This is a genomic window from Sphingobium chungbukense (genome assembly GCF_001005725.1).
GTDB classification, from domain to species: domain Bacteria; phylum Pseudomonadota; class Alphaproteobacteria; order Sphingomonadales; family Sphingomonadaceae; genus Sphingobium; species Sphingobium chungbukense.
The window spans coordinates 629,884-650,774 of the sequence record NZ_LBIC01000003.1; the positions used below are offsets into that span (position 1 = coordinate 629,884).

The 20,891-nt window shown below is 63.8% G+C and carries 20 protein-coding genes; 8 read left to right on the plus strand and 12 right to left on the minus strand.

Translation table 11 applies throughout. From position 1 onward, the window contains the following. Window positions 1-65 precede the first annotated feature (65 nt). Genes YP76_RS09105 through YP76_RS09125 form a run of 5 tightly spaced genes read left to right on the plus strand, consistent with a single transcriptional unit; the run spans window position 66 to window position 6,019 of the window. A complete protein-coding gene (locus tag YP76_RS09105) occupies window positions 66-2,375 on the plus strand; it encodes a TonB-dependent receptor (protein ID WP_046763226.1) in 2,310 nt (769 codons plus the stop codon). A gap of 28 nt (window positions 2,376-2,403) precedes the next feature. After that, window positions 2,404-2,997: an isochorismatase family cysteine hydrolase gene (locus tag YP76_RS26565; RefSeq protein WP_052757355.1), complete on the plus strand. Its 594-nt coding sequence runs from the start codon at window positions 2,404-2,406 to the stop codon at window positions 2,995-2,997. A gap of 4 nt (window positions 2,998-3,001) precedes the next feature. Further along, window positions 3,002-3,850, plus strand: coding sequence for an isocitrate lyase/PEP mutase family protein (locus YP76_RS09115; RefSeq protein ID WP_046763227.1), 849 nt, complete (start codon window positions 3,002-3,004; stop codon window positions 3,848-3,850). Window positions 3,851-3,854: 4 nt separating this feature from the next. Next, window positions 3,855-5,270: an FAD-dependent oxidoreductase gene (locus YP76_RS09120; protein ID WP_197707352.1), complete on the plus strand. Its 1,416-nt coding sequence runs from the start codon at window positions 3,855-3,857 to the stop codon at window positions 5,268-5,270. Next, window positions 5,267-6,019: an SDR family NAD(P)-dependent oxidoreductase gene (locus YP76_RS09125; RefSeq protein WP_046763229.1), complete on the plus strand. Its 753-nt coding sequence runs from the start codon at window positions 5,267-5,269 to the stop codon at window positions 6,017-6,019. The genes YP76_RS09120 and YP76_RS09125 overlap by 4 nt, the downstream gene beginning before the upstream one ends. Before the next feature lie 42 nt (window positions 6,020-6,061). Here the strand turns inward: YP76_RS09125 and YP76_RS09130 are convergent, their stop codons facing one another. The 12 genes from YP76_RS09130 to YP76_RS09190 form a co-directional block, all read right to left on the minus strand. Further along, the gene (locus YP76_RS09130; protein ID WP_046763230.1) at window positions 6,062-6,751 is read right to left on the minus strand and encodes an ABC transporter ATP-binding protein; all 690 of its coding nucleotides are present in this window, start codon (window positions 6,749-6,751) and stop codon (window positions 6,062-6,064) included. Then, a complete protein-coding gene (locus tag YP76_RS09135; protein WP_046763231.1) occupies window positions 6,748-7,998 on the minus strand; it encodes an ABC transporter permease in 1,251 nt (416 codons plus the stop codon). The genes YP76_RS09130 and YP76_RS09135 overlap by 4 nt, the downstream gene beginning before the upstream one ends. Further along, a complete protein-coding gene (locus tag YP76_RS09140; protein WP_046763232.1) occupies window positions 7,995-8,993 on the minus strand; it encodes an efflux RND transporter periplasmic adaptor subunit in 999 nt (332 codons plus the stop codon). Before YP76_RS09140 ends, YP76_RS09135 begins: the two co-directional genes overlap by 4 nt. 54 nt (window positions 8,994-9,047) lie before the next feature. Further along, on the minus strand, window positions 9,048-9,548 hold the full coding sequence (locus tag YP76_RS09145; RefSeq protein ID WP_046763233.1) for an Hsp20/alpha crystallin family protein: 501 nt from the start codon (window positions 9,546-9,548) through the stop codon (window positions 9,048-9,050). Between the two features lie 911 nt (window positions 9,549-10,459). After that, the gene (locus YP76_RS09155; RefSeq protein ID WP_052757356.1) at window positions 10,460-11,620 is read right to left on the minus strand and encodes an acyl-CoA dehydrogenase family protein; all 1,161 of its coding nucleotides are present in this window, start codon (window positions 11,618-11,620) and stop codon (window positions 10,460-10,462) included. Next, window positions 11,617-12,417 carry a citryl-CoA lyase gene (locus tag YP76_RS09160; RefSeq protein WP_046763324.1) on the minus strand — a complete coding sequence of 267 codons (801 nt, stop codon included), beginning with the start codon at window positions 12,415-12,417 and terminating at the stop codon, window positions 11,617-11,619. The genes YP76_RS09155 and YP76_RS09160 overlap by 4 nt, the downstream gene beginning before the upstream one ends. Next, window positions 12,410-13,567: an acyl-CoA dehydrogenase family protein gene (locus YP76_RS09165; RefSeq protein ID WP_198147455.1), complete on the minus strand. Its 1,158-nt coding sequence runs from the start codon at window positions 13,565-13,567 to the stop codon at window positions 12,410-12,412. The genes YP76_RS09160 and YP76_RS09165 overlap by 8 nt, the downstream gene beginning before the upstream one ends. Then, window positions 13,564-13,989, minus strand: coding sequence for a PaaI family thioesterase (locus YP76_RS09170; RefSeq protein WP_052757357.1), 426 nt, complete (start codon window positions 13,987-13,989; stop codon window positions 13,564-13,566). Before YP76_RS09170 ends, YP76_RS09165 begins: the two co-directional genes overlap by 4 nt. Next, the gene (locus YP76_RS09175) at window positions 13,986-14,453 is read right to left on the minus strand and encodes a MaoC/PaaZ C-terminal domain-containing protein (protein ID WP_046763235.1); all 468 of its coding nucleotides are present in this window, start codon (window positions 14,451-14,453) and stop codon (window positions 13,986-13,988) included. Before YP76_RS09175 ends, YP76_RS09170 begins: the two co-directional genes overlap by 4 nt. After that, complete coding sequence (locus tag YP76_RS09180) at window positions 14,450-16,189, minus strand: AMP-binding protein (protein WP_084733082.1); 1,740 nt, start codon at window positions 16,187-16,189, stop codon at window positions 14,450-14,452. Before YP76_RS09180 ends, YP76_RS09175 begins: the two co-directional genes overlap by 4 nt. Then, entirely contained in the window at window positions 16,170-17,630 is a 1,461-nt protein-coding gene (locus tag YP76_RS09185) for an aldehyde dehydrogenase family protein (protein ID WP_084733083.1), read from the minus strand. The genes YP76_RS09180 and YP76_RS09185 overlap by 20 nt, the downstream gene beginning before the upstream one ends. A 4-nt stretch (window positions 17,631-17,634) precedes the next feature. After that, a complete protein-coding gene (locus tag YP76_RS09190) occupies window positions 17,635-18,756 on the minus strand; it encodes an iron-containing alcohol dehydrogenase (protein WP_046763236.1) in 1,122 nt (373 codons plus the stop codon). Between the two features lie 167 nt (window positions 18,757-18,923). On the opposite strand from YP76_RS09190, the gene YP76_RS26570 reads away from it, so the two are divergent. From YP76_RS26570 to YP76_RS26580, 3 genes are all read left to right on the plus strand, one after another. Next, window positions 18,924-19,625: a dienelactone hydrolase family protein gene (locus YP76_RS26570; protein WP_198147456.1), complete on the plus strand. Its 702-nt coding sequence runs from the start codon at window positions 18,924-18,926 to the stop codon at window positions 19,623-19,625. A gap of 32 nt (window positions 19,626-19,657) precedes the next feature. Continuing rightward, on the plus strand, window positions 19,658-20,401 hold the full coding sequence (locus YP76_RS09200; RefSeq protein ID WP_084733085.1) for an aldehyde dehydrogenase family protein: 744 nt from the start codon (window positions 19,658-19,660) through the stop codon (window positions 20,399-20,401). An 88-nt stretch (window positions 20,402-20,489) separates the two neighbouring features. Continuing rightward, entirely contained in the window at window positions 20,490-20,891 is a 402-nt protein-coding gene (locus YP76_RS26580; protein ID WP_052757362.1) for a YybH family protein, read from the plus strand.

The window sequence follows — 20,891 nt, forward strand, 5'->3', positions numbered from 1 at the left end:
CTGTGGTCAAGAGAAAAGCCGAAGTCGTCGCCAAACAAAGACGCAGGCAAGTGGGAGGGAAGAAGATGACGTTCACGCGTCTTGCAACAGCCGTGTCCGGCGCCGCACTTACGACAGCGCTTCTGTCGGCCGCGCCCCTCCTGGCACAGGAGGCGCCACAACCCGACAATAATGTCGACATCATCGTCACCGCGACCAAGCGCGCGGAATCGATCAACGACGTCCCCATGTCGATCAGCGCGGCATCGGGAGACGAACTGGTCAAGGCCGGTATCCAGAGCGCCAACGACCTCGGCAAGATCGTGCCGGGCTTCACCTTCACCCAGTCGGCCTACAGCACGCCGGTCTATTCGCTGCGCGGCGTGGGCTTCTACAATTACGACATCGGCTCGACACCGACGGTGACAGTCTATCAGGACGAAGCGCCCCTTCCCTTTTCGGCGATGACGCGCAGCGCCAGTTTCGACCTGGAACGGGTGGAAGTGCTGAAGGGCCCCCAGGGCCTGCTGTTCGGGTCCAATTCGACCGGCGGTGCGGTGAATTATATCGCTGCCCGGCCGACCGACCATCTCAGTGCCGGTGCCGACGCCAGCTACGGCCGTTTCAACAGCTGGGATCTGGGCGGCTTCGTCTCCGGTCCCATCAGCGATACAGTCGCGGTACGGATCGCCGCCCGGCATGAGGGATCGGGCGAATGGCAGCGCAGCGCGACCCGGCCAGATGACGGCAACGGCAAGCGCGACTTCACCCAGCTTCGCGGCCTCATCGATTATAATGGGGGACGGCTGAAGGCGAAGATCGGCTTCAACGCCTTCTGGGACAAGTCCGACGTGCAGGCGGCGCAGCTTATCCAGGTCAATCCGCTGATGCCGCCTTTCGTCGATCCTCGCCTTGCGAACCAGCCGATCGTCAATTCCGACGCGCGCGTCGGCGATTGGACGGCGGGCCTTAACCCCCGCCGCGACGACCGCCAGTGGCAGGTGACGGGACGGTTCGACTATGAGCTCAGCGACAGCGTCACGCTGACCTCGCTCACCTCCTATTCCGATTACAGGCAGCATGATGTGGTCGATCCGGACGGCACCGCGCTGGTGATGGTCGATACGATCGACAGCGGCCGGATCAAGGCCTTCTTCCAGGAAGTGCGGCTTTCGGGCGAGTTCGGTTCCGGCAGCCGCTGGATCATCGGCGCCAACCATGAAAACAACAAGGTGGACGAGACCCAGCGGCTGACATCGACCGAAGCGTCGGGCTTCGCGCCGTTCGCCGTCTTCTTCGGCCTGCCGGTGCCCGACCAGATCCCGATCACGTCGGAACAGCGGTTCAAGACCTATGGCGTCTTCGGCAATGTCGATCTGGCGCTCAACGACAGCATCACGTTGCATGGCGGTCTGCGTTACACCGATACGTCGGACAAGTTCACCGGCTGCACCGGCAACAGCGCCAATGGCAGCCTGGCGATCGGCCTCGGCATCATCACCCAGGGCGATCCCCTGGCTCTCGGTCCCAATCCGCAATGCACCCAGCTCAACGCCACGCTGCAACCGACCATCACGCGCACCAAGCTGGCGCAGGACAATCTGTCATGGCGCGCCGGCATCGACTTCAAGCCAGACCAGGACACGCTGCTCTATGCCAGCGTCAGTCGTGGCTACAAGGTCGGCGCTTTCCCGCTGATCCCGGCATCGTCGGACTCCCAATATACGCCCGTAACGCAGGAAAAGCTGACCGCCTATGAAGCCGGTTTCAAGCTGACGCTGCTGGACCGGAAACTGCAACTCAACGGCGCGGTCTTCCATTACGACTATCGCGACAAGCAGACATTGGGCAGCGTCATACTGACGCCGAATATTTTCGGCCCGCTGAACCTGCTGGTCAACATCCCGAAGTCGAAGGTGACGGGGGCAGAACTTCAGGCTGTACTGCGCCCCGTACGCGGACTGGCGATCAACGCGGGCGTGACTTATGTGCGCAGCCGCATCGGCAATTTCGTCAATTTCGACCCCTATGGCGTGGTCGAGAATTTCAAGGGAGAGGCCTTCCCCAACACGCCGCGCTGGCAGTGGTCGGTGGCTGCCGATTATGAATTCCCACTGTCATCCACGCTGAACGGCTTTGTCGGCGGCAACATCAACGGGCGAAGCAAGACCAACGGGGCACTCGGCCAGAATCCGACGCTGGATATAGACGGGTACAGCCTGATCGACCTACGCGCCGGGGTCGCCAGTGCCAACGATCGTTGGCGGATCAGCATCTGGGGCCGCAACGTCGGTGACAAATATTACTGGACCAATGCCTACAAGATTGCCGACGTTTCGGCTCGATTTGCCGGAATGCCCGCCACCTATGGGGCAACGCTGTCCTTCCGTTACTGACGATTTATCGAATATTGGAGAATGATGAATGACTGCCGCGCTGCTATTGCTCGACCTTCAAAATGAGATGGTCGACCCCCAGGGCAAGGTCGGCGCCCATGGCCTCGCCCGGATCGTCGAGGAACGCGGCGTGCTCGCCAATGCGCGCCGCTGCCTAGACGCGGCGCGCGGCGCTGGCATGGCGGTCGTCCATGTCCGACTCGGCTTCCGCCCCGATTATGCCGATTGCCTGAGCGTCGCCGCGCGGATCGGCGGTCTCAAGGCCAATCGCGCCGCCATCGTCGGGGAATTCGGCACCGAATTCCATCCCGACGTCGCGCCCGCCGATGACGAACTCGTCATCACCAAACAGTGCGTCAATCCCTTCTTCAACACCGGCCTCATGACCTGGCTGATGCAGAAGGGGATCAAGCAACTCTATATGGGCGGGGTCGCCACCCATCTGGTCGTGGAAAGCACCGCCCGTTTCGCGGACGATGCCGGGTTCGCACCCGTCGTGATCGAGGATATCTGCGCCGCGCCCAACGCGGCCCTGCACGATCATTTCATCACCATGATCGCCCCGGCAGTCGGCACGGTCAGCACCACAGAGGCGTTCGTCCAGGCCGCGCAGGGAGGCTGATCACATGACTCTGCGGGAAATCGCGTCACGTCGGAAGGCCGTTCTGGCTCCCGGCGCCGCCAACGCCCTGTTCGCGCGGATCATCGAGGATCTGGGCTTCGAATGCGTCTATGTGACGGGCGCCGGCATCGCCAACATGGCATTGGGCGCGCCGGACATCGGTCTCACCACCCTGGACGACATTGCCGGCACCGTGTCGCGGATGGCCGACGCCGTCAGCCTGCCGTTGATCGTCGACGCCGACACCGGCTTCGGCAATGCCGTCAACACGTTCCGCACGATGAAGGTACTGGAACGAGCCGGCGCCTCCGCCATCCAGTTGGAGGATCAGGACTTCCCCAAGCGCTGCGGCCATTTCAACGGCAAGGGCGTGATCCCGCTCGGCGAGATGCTACCGAAAATCCGGGCAGCCGTGGATGCGCGGACCCGCGACACGTTGATCATCGCCCGCACTGATGCACTCGCGGTGGCGGGCATCGACGTGGCACTGGAACGGGCGGAAGCCTTTGTCGAGGCGGGCGCGGACATCACCTTCGTCGAGGCGCCGCGCGATGCGGAGCAGATGCGGCGCATCGCGACGCTATCCGTGCCTCAGGTCGCCAATATCGTCCATGGCGGCAAGACGCCGCCCCTGCCGCAATCGGAACTGGCCGATATGGGTTTCGGCCTCGTCCTCTATGCCAACGCCGCCTTGCAGGCAGCCGTGCGCGCCAGCGCCACCGTGCTCGGTTCGCTCAAGGCGACCGGCTCGCTCGACGCGGTGCATGACCAGCTCGCCTCCTTCGAGGAACGGCAGGCAGCGGTGGCGAAACATCATTGGGATGCGCTCGAACAGCGGTTCAAACCGGAGTGAAATCATGCATTTGATCGTTGTGGGCAGCGGCATTGCGGGCCTTAGCGCCGCGCTGACCGGAGCCGAAGCGGGCGCGCGCGTCACGCTGGTCGAACGCGCGGCAGAGGGCGAGCATGGCGGCAACACCCGCTATACAGAAGCCTATCTGCGCATGAAATCGATGGACGAGGTGGCCGACGACTTCATCGACCATTTCATGGCCAATGCCGGGGGCTATACCGACCCCAGCATCGAACAGGAAATGGTGCGCGATCCTTCCGACTGGTCGCCGATCGCGCGCAGCCAATCGATGGTCGACCCGGATCTGCTGTCGGCCTTTGCCGACCATGCCGGGGCGACGCTACGCTGGCTGGAAATGGCGGGACTGCGCTTCGACTTCCTGCCCACCGCCTTCATCACCACCACGACCACGCGCCTGCTGCCGGTCGGCGGCGGATTGGCGATGGTCGAGATGCTGACGGATGCCTGCAAGGCGAAGGGGGTGGACTTCCACTTCGAAACCACCGCCCGCTCGCTGCTGACGCACGACGGACGCGTCACGGGGCTGGCGACAAGCCGGGGGGATGTGGAGGGGGACACCGTGATCCTCGCCTGCGGGGGGTTCGAGGGCAATCCGGAGATGCTCGCCCGCTATGTCGGCCCGCAGGCGATCAACCTGCGTCCGGTCGCGCGGGGCGGTCATTACAACAAGGGCGAGGGCATCCGCATGGCGCTCGACATCGGCGCCGCCCCCAATGGCGATTTCGGCAGCTATCATGCCGAACCCATCGATCCCCGCTCGGGCCTTGCGGAACCGGCGATCTTCACCTTTCCATATGGCGTGCTGGTCAACAAGGACGGCCTGCGTTTCACCGACGAAGCGCCCGGCACGGTCGATGCCCATTATGAAAATGTCACCCGGCGCATCTACCAGCAGCGCGACGGCATCGCCTGGCTGATCGTGGATGCGCGGATAGAGGACGTCCCCAACTGGCAAAAGGGCAGCCGCACCGACCAGCCCCCGGTCAGGGCGGACAGCATAGAGGCCCTGGCCGACGCCATCGGCGTTCCGCGCGCAACGCTGGCCGACAGCATCGCGCGCTACAATGCGGCATGCGGAACAGGCGAATTCATGCCGCTCGCGCGCGACGGCCTCGCCACCCATGGCCTTATCCCGCCCAAGTCCAACTGGGCGCGGCCGATCGACCGCGCGCCCTATCTCGCCTGGCCGATCATCTCGGCCAATGTCTTCACCTTCGGCGGGCTGAAGGTCGATCGCAACGCCCGCGTCCTGGATCAGGACGGCCGCGCCATAGACGGCCTTTATGCTGCCGGAGAAACGATGGGCCTTTATTATCGCACCTATACCGGCTCGACGTCTGTGCTGCGCGGCGCGGTGTTCGGGCGGCAGGCGGCGCTCCACGCGAGCGCAGGCGCATGAAAACCCGGTTCGCGCTTGACGATATGGTGGTGCTGGTCACCGGCGCGGGCGGCATGATCGGCGGCGCGATCGCACGGCGCATGGCCGAGGGCGGCGCCCGGCTGGCTCTTGCCGATCGGGAGGCGCCGGCTGCGGCGGGCGATTGCCGCGGCTATGCGCTCGACCTTTCCGATGCGGCACAGGTGCGCGCGATGGTCGACAAGGTGGTCCGCGATTTCGGGCGGATCGACTGCCTCGTCACAGCGGCCGGCATCACGTCACCGGGATCATTCGAGGACATCAGCCTGGAAGAATGGGACGGGGTGCATGGCATCAACCTGCGCGGCGTCTTCCTCGCCAACCAGGCGGTGATCGCGCCGATGAAGACGGCAGGCTTCGGCCGGATCGTCAATATCGGGTCGGTCCTCGCGAAGAATGGCGGCAACCCACGCCCCTGGATCGATCCGGCGGAACAGACGCGCGCCGGCAACGCCGCCTATGGCTCGGCCAAGGCGGGCGTGCATGCGCTCACCCTCTATCTCGCGAAGGAACTGGCGGCGCACGGCATCACCGTCAATGCCGTCGCCCCCGGCCCGATCGCCAGTTCGATGACGACCAGCTTCCCCGCCGTGCTGACACAGCAGATTCCGGTCGGCCGGATGGGCAGCGCCGATGAGGTGGCGGGCATGGTCGCCTGGCTATGCACGCGCGAAAGCGCCTTCGTCACGGGCGAGATCATCGACGTGAACGGCGGCCTCTGGCTCGACTGATGGTCGGGAACCAACCGGCGCGACGCCGCATCCGACATCCCTCTATCTGCGGACATCGGTTCCGCTGATCCGGCCGTCCAGCATCGATATCTGCACATCGGCAGCGGCGGCCACATCGGGATCATGGGTCACGCACACGACGGCGCGGCCCTGATCATGGGCAAGCGCGCGAAACATCTCCACCACGCGGGCGCTGTTCTGGCTGTCGAGATTGCCCGTAGGTTCGTCGCCCAGCACCAGCACCGGATCGTTCGCGATGGCGCGGGCAATGGCGACGCGCTGGCGTTCGCCGCCGGAAAGGCGGTCGGGCGTCTTGTCCATCTTCGCGCCCAGGCCGACTTCGGTCAGCAGCGCCGCCGCCTTGGCCCGCGCATCCGGCAGAGGCAGCCGTCCCAGTCTGCGCATCGGCAGCAACACATTTTCCAGGGCCGTGAATTCAGGCAACAGGAAATGAAACTGGAACACGAAGCCGAAGTTCGCCAGCCTGATCTGCGCCCGCTCGTCCCCGTCGAGGGAATTCATGTCGCGTTCCTGGAAGCGCAGCGATCCACTGCTCGGACGGTCCAGCAATCCCAGCAGATAGAGCAGCGACGACTTGCCGCAGCCCGACGGGCCGACGATCGCAACGAAGCTGGCGGGCTGGATCGCGAGCGACACGTCCGTCACCAATGACACGGGCGGCGTGCCGGGAAGGTTGCGCGACAGCCCGCCGGCCTCCAGTATCGCGTTCATACCGCGCCCCGCAGGATATCGACCGGATCGACCTTCGCAGCCTTTCGCGCCGGAAGCCAGGCGGCGATCACTCCGGACAGCAGCGAGGCGGCAGCGGCAATGGCATATTGGCGCGGCGACCGGTCGAGCGGCAGATATTGATTGTCACCCGCGATCGGGAATTTCAGCGACCCCAATATCGCCATCAGGCCATAGCCCAGCAGCCATCCAGCGAAGATGCCGATCAGCGCCAGCGCCAGCCCCTCGAACACGAAGATCAGTTGCAGGTCGCGCTCGGAAAAGCCGATCGATCGCATGATCGCTATGTCCCGGCGCTTGTCGGTGACGCTGTTCGACACGACCGTATAGATGCCGAAGCTGGCGACGAGCAGGATCGCCGACACCACGCTGTACATGATGACGTTGCGCGTCACGAGCAGCGAGAGGAAGTCGGCCGACCGTTCCTGCCAGCTTTCCGCCTTGTAGGAAAAGCGCATCTCCAACCTGCGGGCGACAGGCTGCGCGCCATAGGGATCGTCCAGATGCACGCCGATGCGGTTGACGATGAAGGGCCGGCCGAGCAGCGACTGCGCCTCGCGCAGCAGCACATAGCCGGCCGAGGGGCCGAGTTGGCTCTGCCCGCGCTTGAACAGGCCGACGATGCGCATCGACCTGCTCTTGCCCGACGCGGATGTCGCGCCCACCACGTCGCCCATGCCAAGGCCAAGGCGCTGCGCCATTTCCTCACCGATGATGATGCCGCCCTGCGTGCTTTCCAGGTCGCGCAGATGGCCGGTGCGCAGCTTGTCGGCCACGCTGCTCACTTTTTCCTCGACCGATGGATCGACGCCGATGACGGTCAACGCCTCTTCCCGCCCCCCGCTGCGCAGTGTGATGGCACCCGTCAGGCTGGGCGATCCGATCGCGCCGGGCTGGGCATTGACGGCGCGCAATATCTCCGGCCAGCCCCTCAGCCCGCGCACCTCGTTGCGTACCTTGTAATGGCGCAGGTCGATGGCCGCGCCCTTATGGACCTCTACGCCCGGTTGCGGATGGGGACTGCGAAGCTCGTCGGAAATGATGATGTGCGGCGCGGCGTCGATCAGCGTCTTGATGAAATCATTCTGGCTGCCGATCATCATCGCCGATACGGCGAGGAAGAAGCCGACGCCCACCGCCACGCCGCTGACCGCGACCAGCGTCTGTCGCCGCCGACCGGCCAGATGCCGGGCAGCGATGCGCCCAAGCAACGGCAACTGCCCCATCATGGCGCGGTCCGCACCCGCATGTTTTCGGCAATCTTGCCCTCGGGTGCCCTGATGACCTTTTCACCGCGCGAAAGGCCGGAAAGGATCTGGACCTCTTTGGACCCGGCTATGCCCGTTCGAACGGACCGGGCATGGGCGCGACCGTCGCCGACGATCCAGACGCGGCCATTCTCGACGGCGCTGGCGGGAACCAGCAGGGCGCGCGGCGCGCGCCGGCTCACGATATTGACTTCGAGCGTGAGGCCGAGCGGCAACGTCACCTGCCCGTCGGTCGCCAGCCGGACGCGGAAAGCGCGCTGTTCGGGATCGCCGCCGGGCGTCACCTCCCGCACATGGGCATTGAGCACCCGGCCTGGCCAGGCGTCGCTGGACATCAGCGCGGCCTGCCCCGGCCGGATGCGGGGCACGTCCCGTTCGTCGACGGTAGCGGTGATACGTATGCGCGCCGGATCGCCCAGCGTCATCAGGGTACGGCTGGGGATGGCGAGATCGCCCGGTTCCACGTCCCGGCGCAGGACGATGCCGTCCATGCCCGAACGGACCACCATCTGGTCGAGCCGGGCGCGGGCGCTGGCTTCGGCCGCCCGCGCGCCGTCCGCGGCGGCCACGGCGGCATCGCGCGCGGAACGCGTGACCCAGCCCTGGGCAAACAGCGTCAGCGTGCGCCGCTCGTCCTGAACAGCGGCGCGGCGTTGCGCCATCGCTTGCGCAAGGGCATGGCGCTGCTCCGCATCGTCGAGCAGGATGAGCGCCTGTCCCTGCGCCACGCGACGCCCCTCATCCACAAGCACGTCCCGAACCGGGGCGGTGACGCGCGCGGCGATGGAAACGGGATGTTCCGCTTCGACAAAGCCGGTGGCGTAAACCAGTTCCACCGCTTCGCCGATCCGTCCCGACGCCATCGTCACTAACGGAGCGCGCGACGCAACCAGCCAATATCCCACCGCTGCCGCCAGCAGCGCCGACGGCAACAACCAGAGCGCGACGCGTTTCATGCGGCCCTTATAGCGTCATACGGAAATCATTGCGAAAGCGTTTTGATCGTCCGCTCACGCTTGATTTCCCCCTACAGGAATCCGTCTCGGCTTCTTTGCTTCGGTGGCAAGGCGGGGGACGACGACCTTGAGCAGCCCCTTGTCGAGATGGGCGCTGGCCTTTTCAGCATCGGCTTCGAAGGGGAGCGTGAAACGACGCAGGAAACTGCCCTGGCTGCGCTCGACGAGATGATAATGCTTCTTCTCGTCCTTTTCCTCCCGCTCCTCCTTATGTTCGGCCTTGATCGTGAGCATGCCTTCGTGGATGTCCAGCGACACGTCCTTTTCGTCGAAACCGGGAAGCTCGGCGGTCAGTTCCAGCCCGGCATCGGTCTCGGCAACATCGACCTTGGGTAGCAGGAAAGCCTTGGCGTCACCCGCCGCAGCGGCGGGCCAGCCACGGCCGAAATCATCGACCAGCCGGTCCATCTCCTTCCGGAAATCGGCGAAAGGGTCAAAGCCGCCGCGTAACATGGTTCCGCGACCCAAGGGAATCAGCGAACGAAAATCGGTCATTTCTGCTCTCCTTTCTCATGATCCGGGGTCTGCATCGCTTTGCAATGCTCCCCATGATGGCCAGGATTTGTCCGATCATGCGACGTTGTCCCCGCCGACACGGACGGCATGCAGTCATCCATGATCGGACAGGGGCGATCCGGCTCCGCCCCTGGAGGCGTCCGGGCCATTTCAGCCTTGTCCTGATGATGTCCCGCATGAGGGTCGGCCGTCTGCGCGGCGGCACTGAAGGCGATAGCCAGCGACAGCATGCCGAATAGGAAATGGCGCATGACCCACCTTCCTTTGCCTGAATATATATCGGAATCTGCGTCGGCGTGCCCCTTTGCGCCATAGGTAAAGTTACGCATCCCAAGGCACTGATCGGGCGACCCCGCCGATCAGTGCGGCAGCGGCGCCAGATGCTCCGCACATGTCAGGCAATGGCTGCCAAACCCGGCAGTCGCCATGGCCTGCCCCGAACGAAGGGCAACGAAAGTGCGGAAATACCCTGGAGATAAGTCGACAAACGCTTTTGAGCCACTAGTATAATCGTCTATTCACGGGCTCGATGATAATCATTTTCCGGTGCCGGCACTGCATGAAGATTGCTCATAGCCATCCAGAGCGGGATCATGGTTGTCTTCGCAGTCGGCATGAACTGCTGCACTGTGGAGCTTCATAGGTCGAGCCTGACGGATTATCTTACTTGATTGCGGCAGATCGGTCCGTGAGCATTTCTCAACCATTTGGCATTATCCATAAGCCGCCGCGAGATCAGCACTGGAACCGCCGCACTTCTTCTCCCATCCCCTTTTTCCTTAAGAGACATGGGAGACCATCGTGCAGATGTATCGATGCTGTCCATGCAGCATCATCAAGATGTCGGAACAGAGCGCGTTCCTGTCGCAAATTGCGATCAGCGGGAAGGCTCAGGCTCGGTAGGAGCCTTCGACTATCGCCTTGCCAATATTGTTGCGGTGAATTTCGGTCGAGCCATAGCCGATCGCCATGCCGCGCACGTCGCGATAATGCCTCTCGAACGGGTATTCGGTGGAAAGGCCATAGGCTCCCGCGAGTTGCATCGCGGTTTCCGTGATGCGCATCGCCGCTTCGTTGGTGAATGTCTTCGCGACCGATACATCGATATGATCGACATGGCCGGCGTCGATATTCTTTGCCGCGCGATAGACCAGCGCCCGCGCCGCCTCAAGGTCGATCGCCATGTCGGCAAGCTTCCAGCGCAGTCCTTGAAAATCGCCAATCGCCTTGCCGAACTGGCGCCGGGACGCGACATATTCTGCCGCTTCGTTCAGCGCCGCGGCGGCGACCCCCAGGCAAATCGTCGGATTCCCGGCGATGCGATCCGCGTTGAAGACATTCAGCAGGTCGCGCATGCCGCCGGCGGGAAAGAGAATATTCTCCGCAGGCACATAGCAATCGTCGAAAAAAAGCGGGGCCATGCCGGTCGCGCGAAGGCCGATCAGGTCGAGATGCTCGCCGATCGTGAAGCCAGGCGTCCCGCGTTCGACCAGCAAGCCCCCCACCCCGGCCAGCCCCTTTGCGTCGTTCATGCGCACGAGCACCAGGAAAAGATCGGCGACCTGGGCGCAGGAACACCACATCTTCGACCCGTTCAGTCGGTAACCATCGCCGTCCGCCACGGCACGGGACTTCATGGCGCCAAGGTCGGAACCGGCTTCGGCTTCCGACATGCTCCAGGCGGAATAGAGTTCGCCGGAAACGAAACGCGGCAGGTAGCGCCGCTTCTGCTCTTCCGTCCCCAGATGGAGGATCGCGCGCGGGGTGGCCCCATCCGTGACACTCATCAATATAGCGGTGTTGGCGCAGGAGCGCGCGATCTGCTCATACATGAGGGCATTTTCGAGGACGCCCAAGCCAAGACCACCATAGGCTTCCGGCACGAACGTGCCGGTAAAGCCGTGCTCGGCCAGTATCTTTATATTCTCGATCGGCGGATCGAACTTCCGGTCGGCGTCCGCGGCGATCTCCTGAAAATTATTCTCCGCAATTTGCCTGACCGTATCGCGCAACATGAGTTGGTCGTCGGTCAGCATTTCCGAACCGTTCATGCGTCTTGCCCCTGCTTTGCATTGGCGATCGCGACCGACCGGGCGATTTCTTCTTCGGTGTGCATCCAGATCTGCTTTGCGATGGGATTGCGCGGTTCCTCCGCGATATGGCCGACGAGGCCCACCGACCGGCCAATGACGGCAAGACCGCGACACAGTCTCCAGTCAAGGCCGAGTTCGCAGCACAGTGCGCCAAGGGCTCCCGTCGCGTTCACGGGCATGGATTTACCCGTCCGCGCTTCAGCCGCTGCCGCCACTGCCTCGATCAGGTCGACGAAGCGGCCGCGATATCCCTGCTGCTCCGCAATGGCGAACAGCACCGGCGTGCGGGGATCGATCGGTTTGTGCAGATTGTGACCGATGCCGAAGATCGGTCGTCCGGCATCAAGCTCCCGATCAACTATGGTTTTGGCGATGGTATCGATGTCCGCATCGGCGGGCGCATCCTTCAACCCGGCATAAAGCATCTTGGCCGCACCTTCGGCGGTGCCCGCGAAGGTCGTGCCCATGCCAAGAAGGCCAGCCGCAACCGCGCCCTGCAATGCTTCGGGCGCCCCGAGATAGGTCAGGCGCGTCGCGATAGCCATCGGCGTCGCGCCATGTTCGACCAGGGTCAGCAGCATCGCTTCCAGAAGCGTGGTCTGGGCTTTGGACGGAAGCTCTCCGGTCAGTTCCAGCCACGTCATCTCCGCAAAGCCGATCTTGCCGAGCAATTCAGTGCACAGATTGCGGCCCTGGACCCAGATCGTATCCGGGACACTCGCGCCCATGCGCGAAATCATCAGCTTGTCACTCATAAAGATCATACACTTTCTTGGAAATCGAGGCGCGCATCACTTCCGCCGCACCCTCGGTGATGATGAACGAGCGTTGTTCACGCCACATGCGTTCGATCGGCATCTCGGTGGTGAGGCCCATCCCGCCATGCATCTGCATGCAGCGATCAACGGCCCGGAATCCCATTTCCGTCGCCTGACTTTTGGCGATCCATGATTTCAGCCGCACGTCGCGTCCCCGCTCCAGATCCAGCGCGGCATCACGCACCAGCAATCGCGCCTGCTGCAACTCCGCATAGGTGTCCGCGATCATGAACTGGATGGCCTGACGCGCCGCAAGTGGTGCGCCGAACGTCTGCCGCTGCCGGGAATAGGAGATACCGAGTTCAAGGCAGCGTTCGGCAACGCCCAGGGACCGTGCGCCATGACGAAGGATGCGGCCTTCGGTGATCCACTGCTGGGCAAGCGCCATGCCGTCGCCTTCGGAACCGACCAGATTGGTTGCCGGGATGCGGACATTGTCGAATGTCACTTCGCATGGCCTGTCGCCCATCATCGTGTCGTAGTCGGCGGTGACCGACACGCCCGGTGTCCGCATTTCGACGAGGAAACAGCTGAGACCACGCAGGCCCTTCGACTTGTCGGTGTAGGCGATCAGTTGCACGACATCGGCGCGACGCGCGTCGGTGATGAACCGCTTCACGCCGTTTATCACATAATGATCGCCATCGCGAACAGCCACGGTGCGTATCGATGTGGGATCGGAACCGGCGTCCGCCTCCGTGATCGCGAAGCAGGGCGTCCAGTCGCCACGCAGGACCGGCATCAGGAACCGCTCCTTCTGTTCTCTCTTCAACCCCAGCAGGATCGGACCCACAAGCGACCGGAAAACGCGCGTATCGCGGGGCGATATGGCAACGGTGCGGGACAGTTCCTCCCAGAAAATGCTCATCCCGACCGCGCCGAGACCCTGGCCGCCCAGTTCCACGGGTACGTCCAGCATCCACAGCCCTGCCGCCTTCGCCTTCTCGCGCAGCATGTCATGGGTCGCCGCGTCGAGTTCCCCGCGCGGTTCGAGCGGAATAAGCTCGCGGTCGACGAAACGGCGCATCAGCGTCTGGAAGAGCTGAAGATCCTCGGGGAGATCGAAATCCATCGTCGCGCCGCTCACGCAGGACTTGCCGAGGGAGGATTTCGGAACACGGCCGTTCCTGTCATCAGCACGCGCCCGTCGGCGACGAGCCTGCCACTCACCCAAGTCATGGTCTTGCTCGAACCATCGACCCGCGCTTGACCGATCACCAAAGCCCCCTCGGGCGCGGCCAGCATCATGTTGCAATTGAGCTGGACGGTGATCGGGTGCCGACCGCTCGCTTCGCTCTTGAGACAGGCCTCGACATTCATCCCCAGCGTGATGTCCAGCATCGTCATGAGGACGCCGCCATGCGTGGTGCCATTGGGATTGAGGTGCTGAGGCGCCACGAGAAGGGCGGTTTCGATCCCCTCCGCCGTCCGACGCCGCCTGAGCCCGCCCATATGGCCGATGAAGCTGCCTTCCTGGCCGACATCATCGAAATCGCTTTGGTCGCTCACGCGCCGTCCCCCTCATAGGCTATGCAGATCCATTCGCAGACGGCGGCAGGCCGCTCGCTGCCTTCCAGTTCGAGCGTGCATCCGAAGCGAAGGCGGGTTCCTGCCTTCTGCGGTTCGAGTTCGAGCAGCTTCAAGCGAAGCCGCAGGCGCGCGCGCGCCACGACGACGGCGGTGAAGCGCACCTTGTCGAGGCCGTAATTCATCCATCTGCCGACGCCGCGCACCGCATAGCATTGCTTCGAAAGGCCGGTGACGAGCGCCAGCACGAGAAAGCCGTGCGCGATCGTGCCGCCAAAGGGCGTTTCCCGCTTCGCGCGCCCTGCATCCATATGGACCCAATGCGTGTCGCCCGTGAGGTTTCCGAACGCGGCGATCGCCTGTTCGTCGAGCCCCACCCAGTCGCTCACGCCCAATTCCTGCCCCACCAGCGGCGACAATTCAGCTACTCGATCAACGGCTATCACTGCGGAGTCCCCTCTTCATACAACGCCGCCACGGCGTCGGCGCGACGACTCAGCAGCACTTTCTTGTTGATTTCGCCCTTGGGCGTCAGTTCCCCCGCTCCGGCGTCCGGTGGCGTCGACAGGGCCGCGAAGCGCATGATCCGCATCGTCTGGCCCGTGTTCTGGCGGTTATGCGCCGCGAACAGCCGTTCCAGCTTTTCAGGCTGGTCCACCCAGCAGAGCGCGGCGACATAGGATTTGTCGGCGCCGATGATGACGACGTCCCGCAGCGCCCCGCCGGCCCGCTGCATCAGGCTCATCCGCAGCGCGCTCGCATTGACCCAACTGCCATTGGCAAGCTTGAAATCGTCGAGCAGCCGGCCGTCGAACATCAGGCCCAGTTCGGGCCTTTCCGGATCGACCAGCCGCCCGGCGTCGCCGGTGCGGAAAAAGCCTTCCTCGTCGAAAGCCGCCGCCGACAGGTCCGGCCGTCCCCAATAGCCGGCCATGACGCTTTTGCCGCGTACGCGCAGCTCATGCTTGTCGCCATGGCGCATCAGGCGAATTTCGACGCCGGGCATCGGCGTACCGATGCAACCGGGCTGAACCGAGAGACCGTGCACCATCGTCGCGCCTGGACCCGTTTCGGTCGAACCCCAGCCCGTCACGATCGGAACGGGCTGTCCGCGCACCAGAGCGGACGCGCGCGAAAGCCGATCGAAAAGATCCGCGGACATGGCGGCGCCGGCAGAAAACATCACATCGAGCCGGCTGAAGAAAGCCTGCCGGAACGCGACGTCCGCCTCGATCGTCGGCAATAGCGCGGCCCAGCCCGCCGGAACGGCACCATGAAAGGTCGGCCGGAACGTCCTCAACGCCTCGATACTGATCCCCAGCTTGTCAGGACGGCCACCCGACGGATCAATATGAAGGGTGCCGCCTTGCGAGAGCGCCAGATGAACATTGTTGCTGCCGCCGAAGGCGTGATTCCAGGGGAGCCAATCGACTAGCACCGGCTTGTTCCGCGTGACGAATGGCCAGACATCGATCGTTGCCTGCGTATTATGTGTCATCAGGGCATGGCTGTAGGGAACCGCCTTGGGCATGCCGGTGGACCCCGAGGTCAAAAGCAGCTTGGCCGGGGCCTCCGGGTCGAGTGCCGCGATATCCGGCGCAGCCCAGTCGCCTCCCTTGTCCATGAGCGCCGCAACGCTGGCCTGTCCTTCGAAGATATTGGGAATATCCGCCAGAAGCGGGGACAGCACGGCACCGCCACAATAAACCCCCGCTGGTCTGATCACCTCCAGGACGGCCGCCAGCTTCGATGGATCGGCCCCCTCCGCCGCATATTGCACCGCGATGGGAACATAGATGATCCCAGCCCGCAAGGCACCCAGCGCGACCTGCATATGAGCGAGGCTGTTCGGGGCAATGATGAGCAGGCGATCCCCGGGCACGAGGCCGGACGCGAGCAGGCCTGCGCCGATCCGTCCCGATTCACGCCAGGCCTCACCATAGGTGAGCGTTTGGCGCCCCTGGTCCTCGCCCACATACTCCGTGACGAAAGCGGCATCGGGCGTTTCCGCCGACCAGCGCGCGAGCCAATCGAGCGTGGTCCTGGCGGAGGGCGAAGGCAGCAATCGTGACGCCAGACGAATGTCTCCGTCCGGCAGAAAGCGTGCGGCGATGTCGGGCACGGCAAACATGCCCACCCGCCAATCGCCCGACGCTGTCGTCTCAGTGATGACTGGAGACATGGTGTTCCGCCAGCGACTCCATGTCGAGCACCGGCCCGGATCGACGGATCAGGGCCTTTTTCCGGAAGAAGCGGAGCATGGCATTCGGCCCCATGCGGGAACCACCCAGGCCGGATATCCCGAAGGATGTCTTCTCGACGTCCCCCATGATGTACAGGGTGAGGGACGTGTCCTGAATACTGATCGCCCCGGCATTCAGCCGTTCGGCAATATGCTCCGCTTCGTCGGCATCACCGGCGATGACCGCTCCGGACAGGCCGAACTCGCTATCGTTGGCGAGTGCGACCGCTTCGTCGACACTGTCATAGGGCATCACCGGGATTACCGGCCCGAACGTCTCATCGCGCATCAACCGCATGCTGTGATCGACGCCGGTAACCACCGTCGCCGGCATGAAGCGGCCGCCGCCCAGCGTCTGGCTCTGCCCGCCGATCTCGATCGTGGCGCCGGCATCAACGGCCTCCTGCAATTGCGCATCGACGATATCGGCCTGGCGCGCGAGGATATATGGCCCAAGATGACCCTGGCTCATGTCCGGATAGGATAGCGCAATCGCGCTTGCCTGGGCCTTCAGTTCCTCGACGAAGGGCGCGTAAATCTCACGGGCGACATAGGCGCGCTCCGTCGCGAAGCACATCTGGCCGGTATTGGATACCGCGCCCTTCAACACTGCCGCCGCCGCCTGCTGGATGTCGGCGGAGCCGGTGACGACGACCGCGTCCTTGCCGCCCAGTTCCAGGAATGAGGGGATGAAGCGGCGCGCGCACGCTTCGGCGACCTTGCGCCCCGTCGGCACGCTGCCGGTGAAGCACAGGGCATCCACTTGCTCGATCAGCGCCTGGCCGGTGCCGCCGTCGCCGACAATATAGCGCAGGACCGCTGCGAGTTCGGGGACAGTGGCGATGGTTTCGGTGACAGGCTCGACGAAACGCGGCGTCACTTCGCTAGGCTTCACCAGCAAGGCGCAGCCGGCAATCAGCGCCGGGACGGCATCCAGCATCGACAGGAGAAACGGGTGGTTCCACGGGCTGATGATGCCGACGAGCGGATAGGGTACGAGCTGGGTGCGGTAGCTCACCGAAGGCATGACCGTGGAGGTCCCTTCGAAATAAGCGCGTTCGACGACCTTGGGCGCCCGCGCGCACCATCCGCGTATCGATCCTGCGACTATGAACGGCACTTCATGAGCGACCCGCTTGCGACCCGTGTCCCGCATTTCGGCCGCGCTGATCTGCGCGGCATTGGCTTCTATCGCATCCGCCCAGCGCCGCATCGCCGCAATGCGGCCATCAAGCCCGAGCGCTTCCCATGCCACCTGCCCCGCGCGCAGGTCCCGCGCGATCTGCGTGATTTCCGCGGCGGAGGGCGGCACGATCTCCCCGTCACGCTCGCCTGTGCGGGGGTTGAAGATCGGAATTGCATTGGAGGGCGTCGACATCATGACCTCAATTGAAAGCGGCGCGTGCAATCGCCGTATAGTCTTCGGCGGTTCCGGTGCGCGCTGCGGTGTGGTTGAAAGGGGTGCCAGCGGCGATGGCGCCGGCCCGCTCAAGACTGTCTTCGGTCACGCCCATCGCCGAAAGCCCTGCCGGCAGACCGATCTGCGCGTTGAGAGCGGCAAGGCTGGCGGGAATGGCGGTCGGTTCACAGCCCAGGGCTTGTGCCAGATTGGCGCGTCGCTCGTCGGAGACGACAGGCAATACGAAACGAAGCGCTTCGGGCATCAGCACCCCGACCAGGGTTCCGTGATGCAGGCCGAGATCATCGAACGGCATGGACAGCGCATGCGCCGTACCCAGGCCCTTCCACATGCCCATTGCCGCTTCCAGCGTTCCCATCATCAATTCGAAGCGAGCCTCGTCGTCGTCGGCATCGGCAACCGAGCGGGGCAGATATTTGACGAGCCGCCGGATCGCGTCCAGCGCGATGGCGTCGGCGGGCGGATTGAAGGCGGGCGACAGATACGCCTCGATCGCATGACCAAGCGCGTCTATACCGGATCCGACCTTCAGTCGCGTGGGCGCACTTCTGGTGAGATCGGGATCGCAAATCGCGACCCGTGGGATCAAGTGATGGCTGAGGAAGACGCCCTTTTCGCCGTTGGCAAAGGTCAGGCCCGCGCCTCTCCCGATCTCGGTCCCGGTGCCTGAGATGGTGGACACAGCCATGATCGGGGCGATGGGGCCGATCTTGTCCATCCCCCCGCGGCGTGCCAGTAGCGGCTCGAGCGGGCCCTCATGAGTGAGCATGAGGGCCGCACCCTTGGCACAGTCGATGACCGATCCGCCACCGATCGCGACAAAGCCATCGCAGCCTTCCCTTCTGTAGGCCGCAAGCGCCGCCTCTGACGACGCGACGGTGGGATTGGGAGGCACGTCCAGAAAGCGGGGCCAGGAAGCCGCTTCCTCCGTTGCCGACAATGCCAGATCGAGCACGCCGGCCGTGGCCACGCCTTTATCCGATACGACAAGCGGGCGCTGTACGCCCAGGCGGGCAAGCTCTGCAGCGATCAACTTGCGGGAACCGGACTCAATCTGGATGCGCGCGAAATACTGAATGAAGGCCATTCGAGTTGATCATCCTCAATTATTGTCATTGCGCGCCATCGGTGCGTTTCCGAGAAAGCCTAATCCAAGAGCTGACCGTGATCCAATCGACCATGCCGATGAGGATAATAGATAGGGAGAATAGGGAAATTATTGGCAGCGTGGAGCCAGGGTGGCATTCGGGGACGATGAGCAGCAAAGACCCGCAATTGGCTTGCGAGCCATTCACCCTGAGCGATGGATTCGGCATGGACGTGTTCGTCGACCGGCCGCAGCAACCCGCCAAGGCGACGATCCTGCTCCTTTCGCCGATTTTCGGCGTGGATCTTTCCTTCGCACGAACCGCCCGGGCATGGGCTGCTGCTGGCTACCTGGCGGTCGCACCGGATTATTTCGCGCGTGCGTTTCCCGGTGTCATCACGCATAGCGATGAAGGTTTCCGAAAGGCGATCGGCCGGATGAAAACCATCGACCGCGATCGCCAACTCCTGGACATCCGGGAAATCGGCGCGCATTTCGGTCATGGCGCCCCCCTGTTTCTGGGCGGATATTGCGCCGGTGGAGAGCCCGCCCTGAAACTCATGCTGGAGGGCTTTGGAGACGGCGGCGTGATCTTCCACGCGGCCCGGCTAGGTCTCTACGCGGATCGTCTGGGAGCGATTGCGAGCCCGCTGGACATCCATTTCGGAGAAGCGGACACGCTGGTGCCGCCCGAAGAAGTCGCCCATGTGCGCCAGGGCGCCGCCGGCAACGACCATGTTCGCATTACGGTCCATCCCGAAGCGGTGCATAGCTTCACCCAGAGCGCAAGCCGGAATTATCAGGAAGCAGCGGCGGCAGCGTCGTTCGGCACCGCCCGGTCTCTTCTGGATGCCGCCCTCCTTCGCTAGGCGGCCGCGAACGCACGCCGGGATGCTTCCGGATGGAGCATGGCGAAGGACGCGGTTCCGCCGATCGCGAGCGCTGCTGCGGCAAGGAGCAGCGCATAATCGTAGCCAAGCGGCCCCGGATATGCGCCGCCACCGGCCGCGTTCTCGCCGACACGGCCATTGCCGGGGAATTGGCCGAAAAGATCGCCGAAATCGCCCGTTCGCATAAGCCGGGTGACCCACTGCATCAGGGAACCACGATGGGCCCGCTCAACAATGCGGCGGTCGTGGAAAAGACCCGCGAGCATGTCGATGAGGCGATCACCGCGGGCGCGCGGTGCCTCGCTGGCGGGCATCTGTTGCCCGACCTTGGCAGCGACTTCTTCTACGCGCCGACCGTGCTGGTCGATGTCACCCCCGACATGCGGGTCGCGCGGGAGGAGACATTCGGGCCGGTCGTTCCCGTCATTGCGCTGGACGGCGATGACGAGCTTCTGCGGGTCGCGAAAGACACCGAATATGGTCTCACCATGTCGATCTTTTCCCGGGATATGGAAAGAGCCCTGGCGATGTCGACCGAACTCTCCGCCGGGATCATCAATATCAATGCACATACGGTGACGTGGGAAACCCACATGCCGCTCGGCGGCGCGTCGGGGACGAAAAGCGGGATCGGCCGGCTCGGCGGTCGTCACACGATAGAGGCGATGACCGAGATGCGGATGGTTTCCATCCCGGCACCACGATATGGCAGCGGCGGTTCGCAAAGCGCCGCGCATCACGCAGACAAGGGCTGAGGACTTCGTCCGATGCGGCATGGCGAGAGGACAACAGGCCCGCTGGACTGGGGGGCGGGGCTGCACCCACATCACTGGCAATCCCGACATGACTGATATGTCGACACAGGATGAAGCGGCGATCCGGCAGGCAAGGTCGGCGTTCAACGAGGCCCTTTTCCGCAAGGATTTGCCCGCCATCGATGCCATTCTTCAGGATGACTATGCCGTCATGCCGAGCTTTTCGGCTCGCTGTTTCGACAAGTCCGGCATTTTGGGCGTCTATCGCAATTATTTCTCCGATCCCGGCTTCGTCACCTTCGACCGCATAGCAGACAGCATCATTATCGGTACGGACGGCAAGCGGGCGGCCGAATTGGGGCAGTGGCGCGGACTATGGCGCACGGACAGCGGGGAACGCGAGAGGACCGGGATATATCATGCGGCGTGGCTTCCATCGGACCTTGGCTGGAAGCTGGCCAGAGAAAGTTACGTGCTTCTTGAGGGCTAG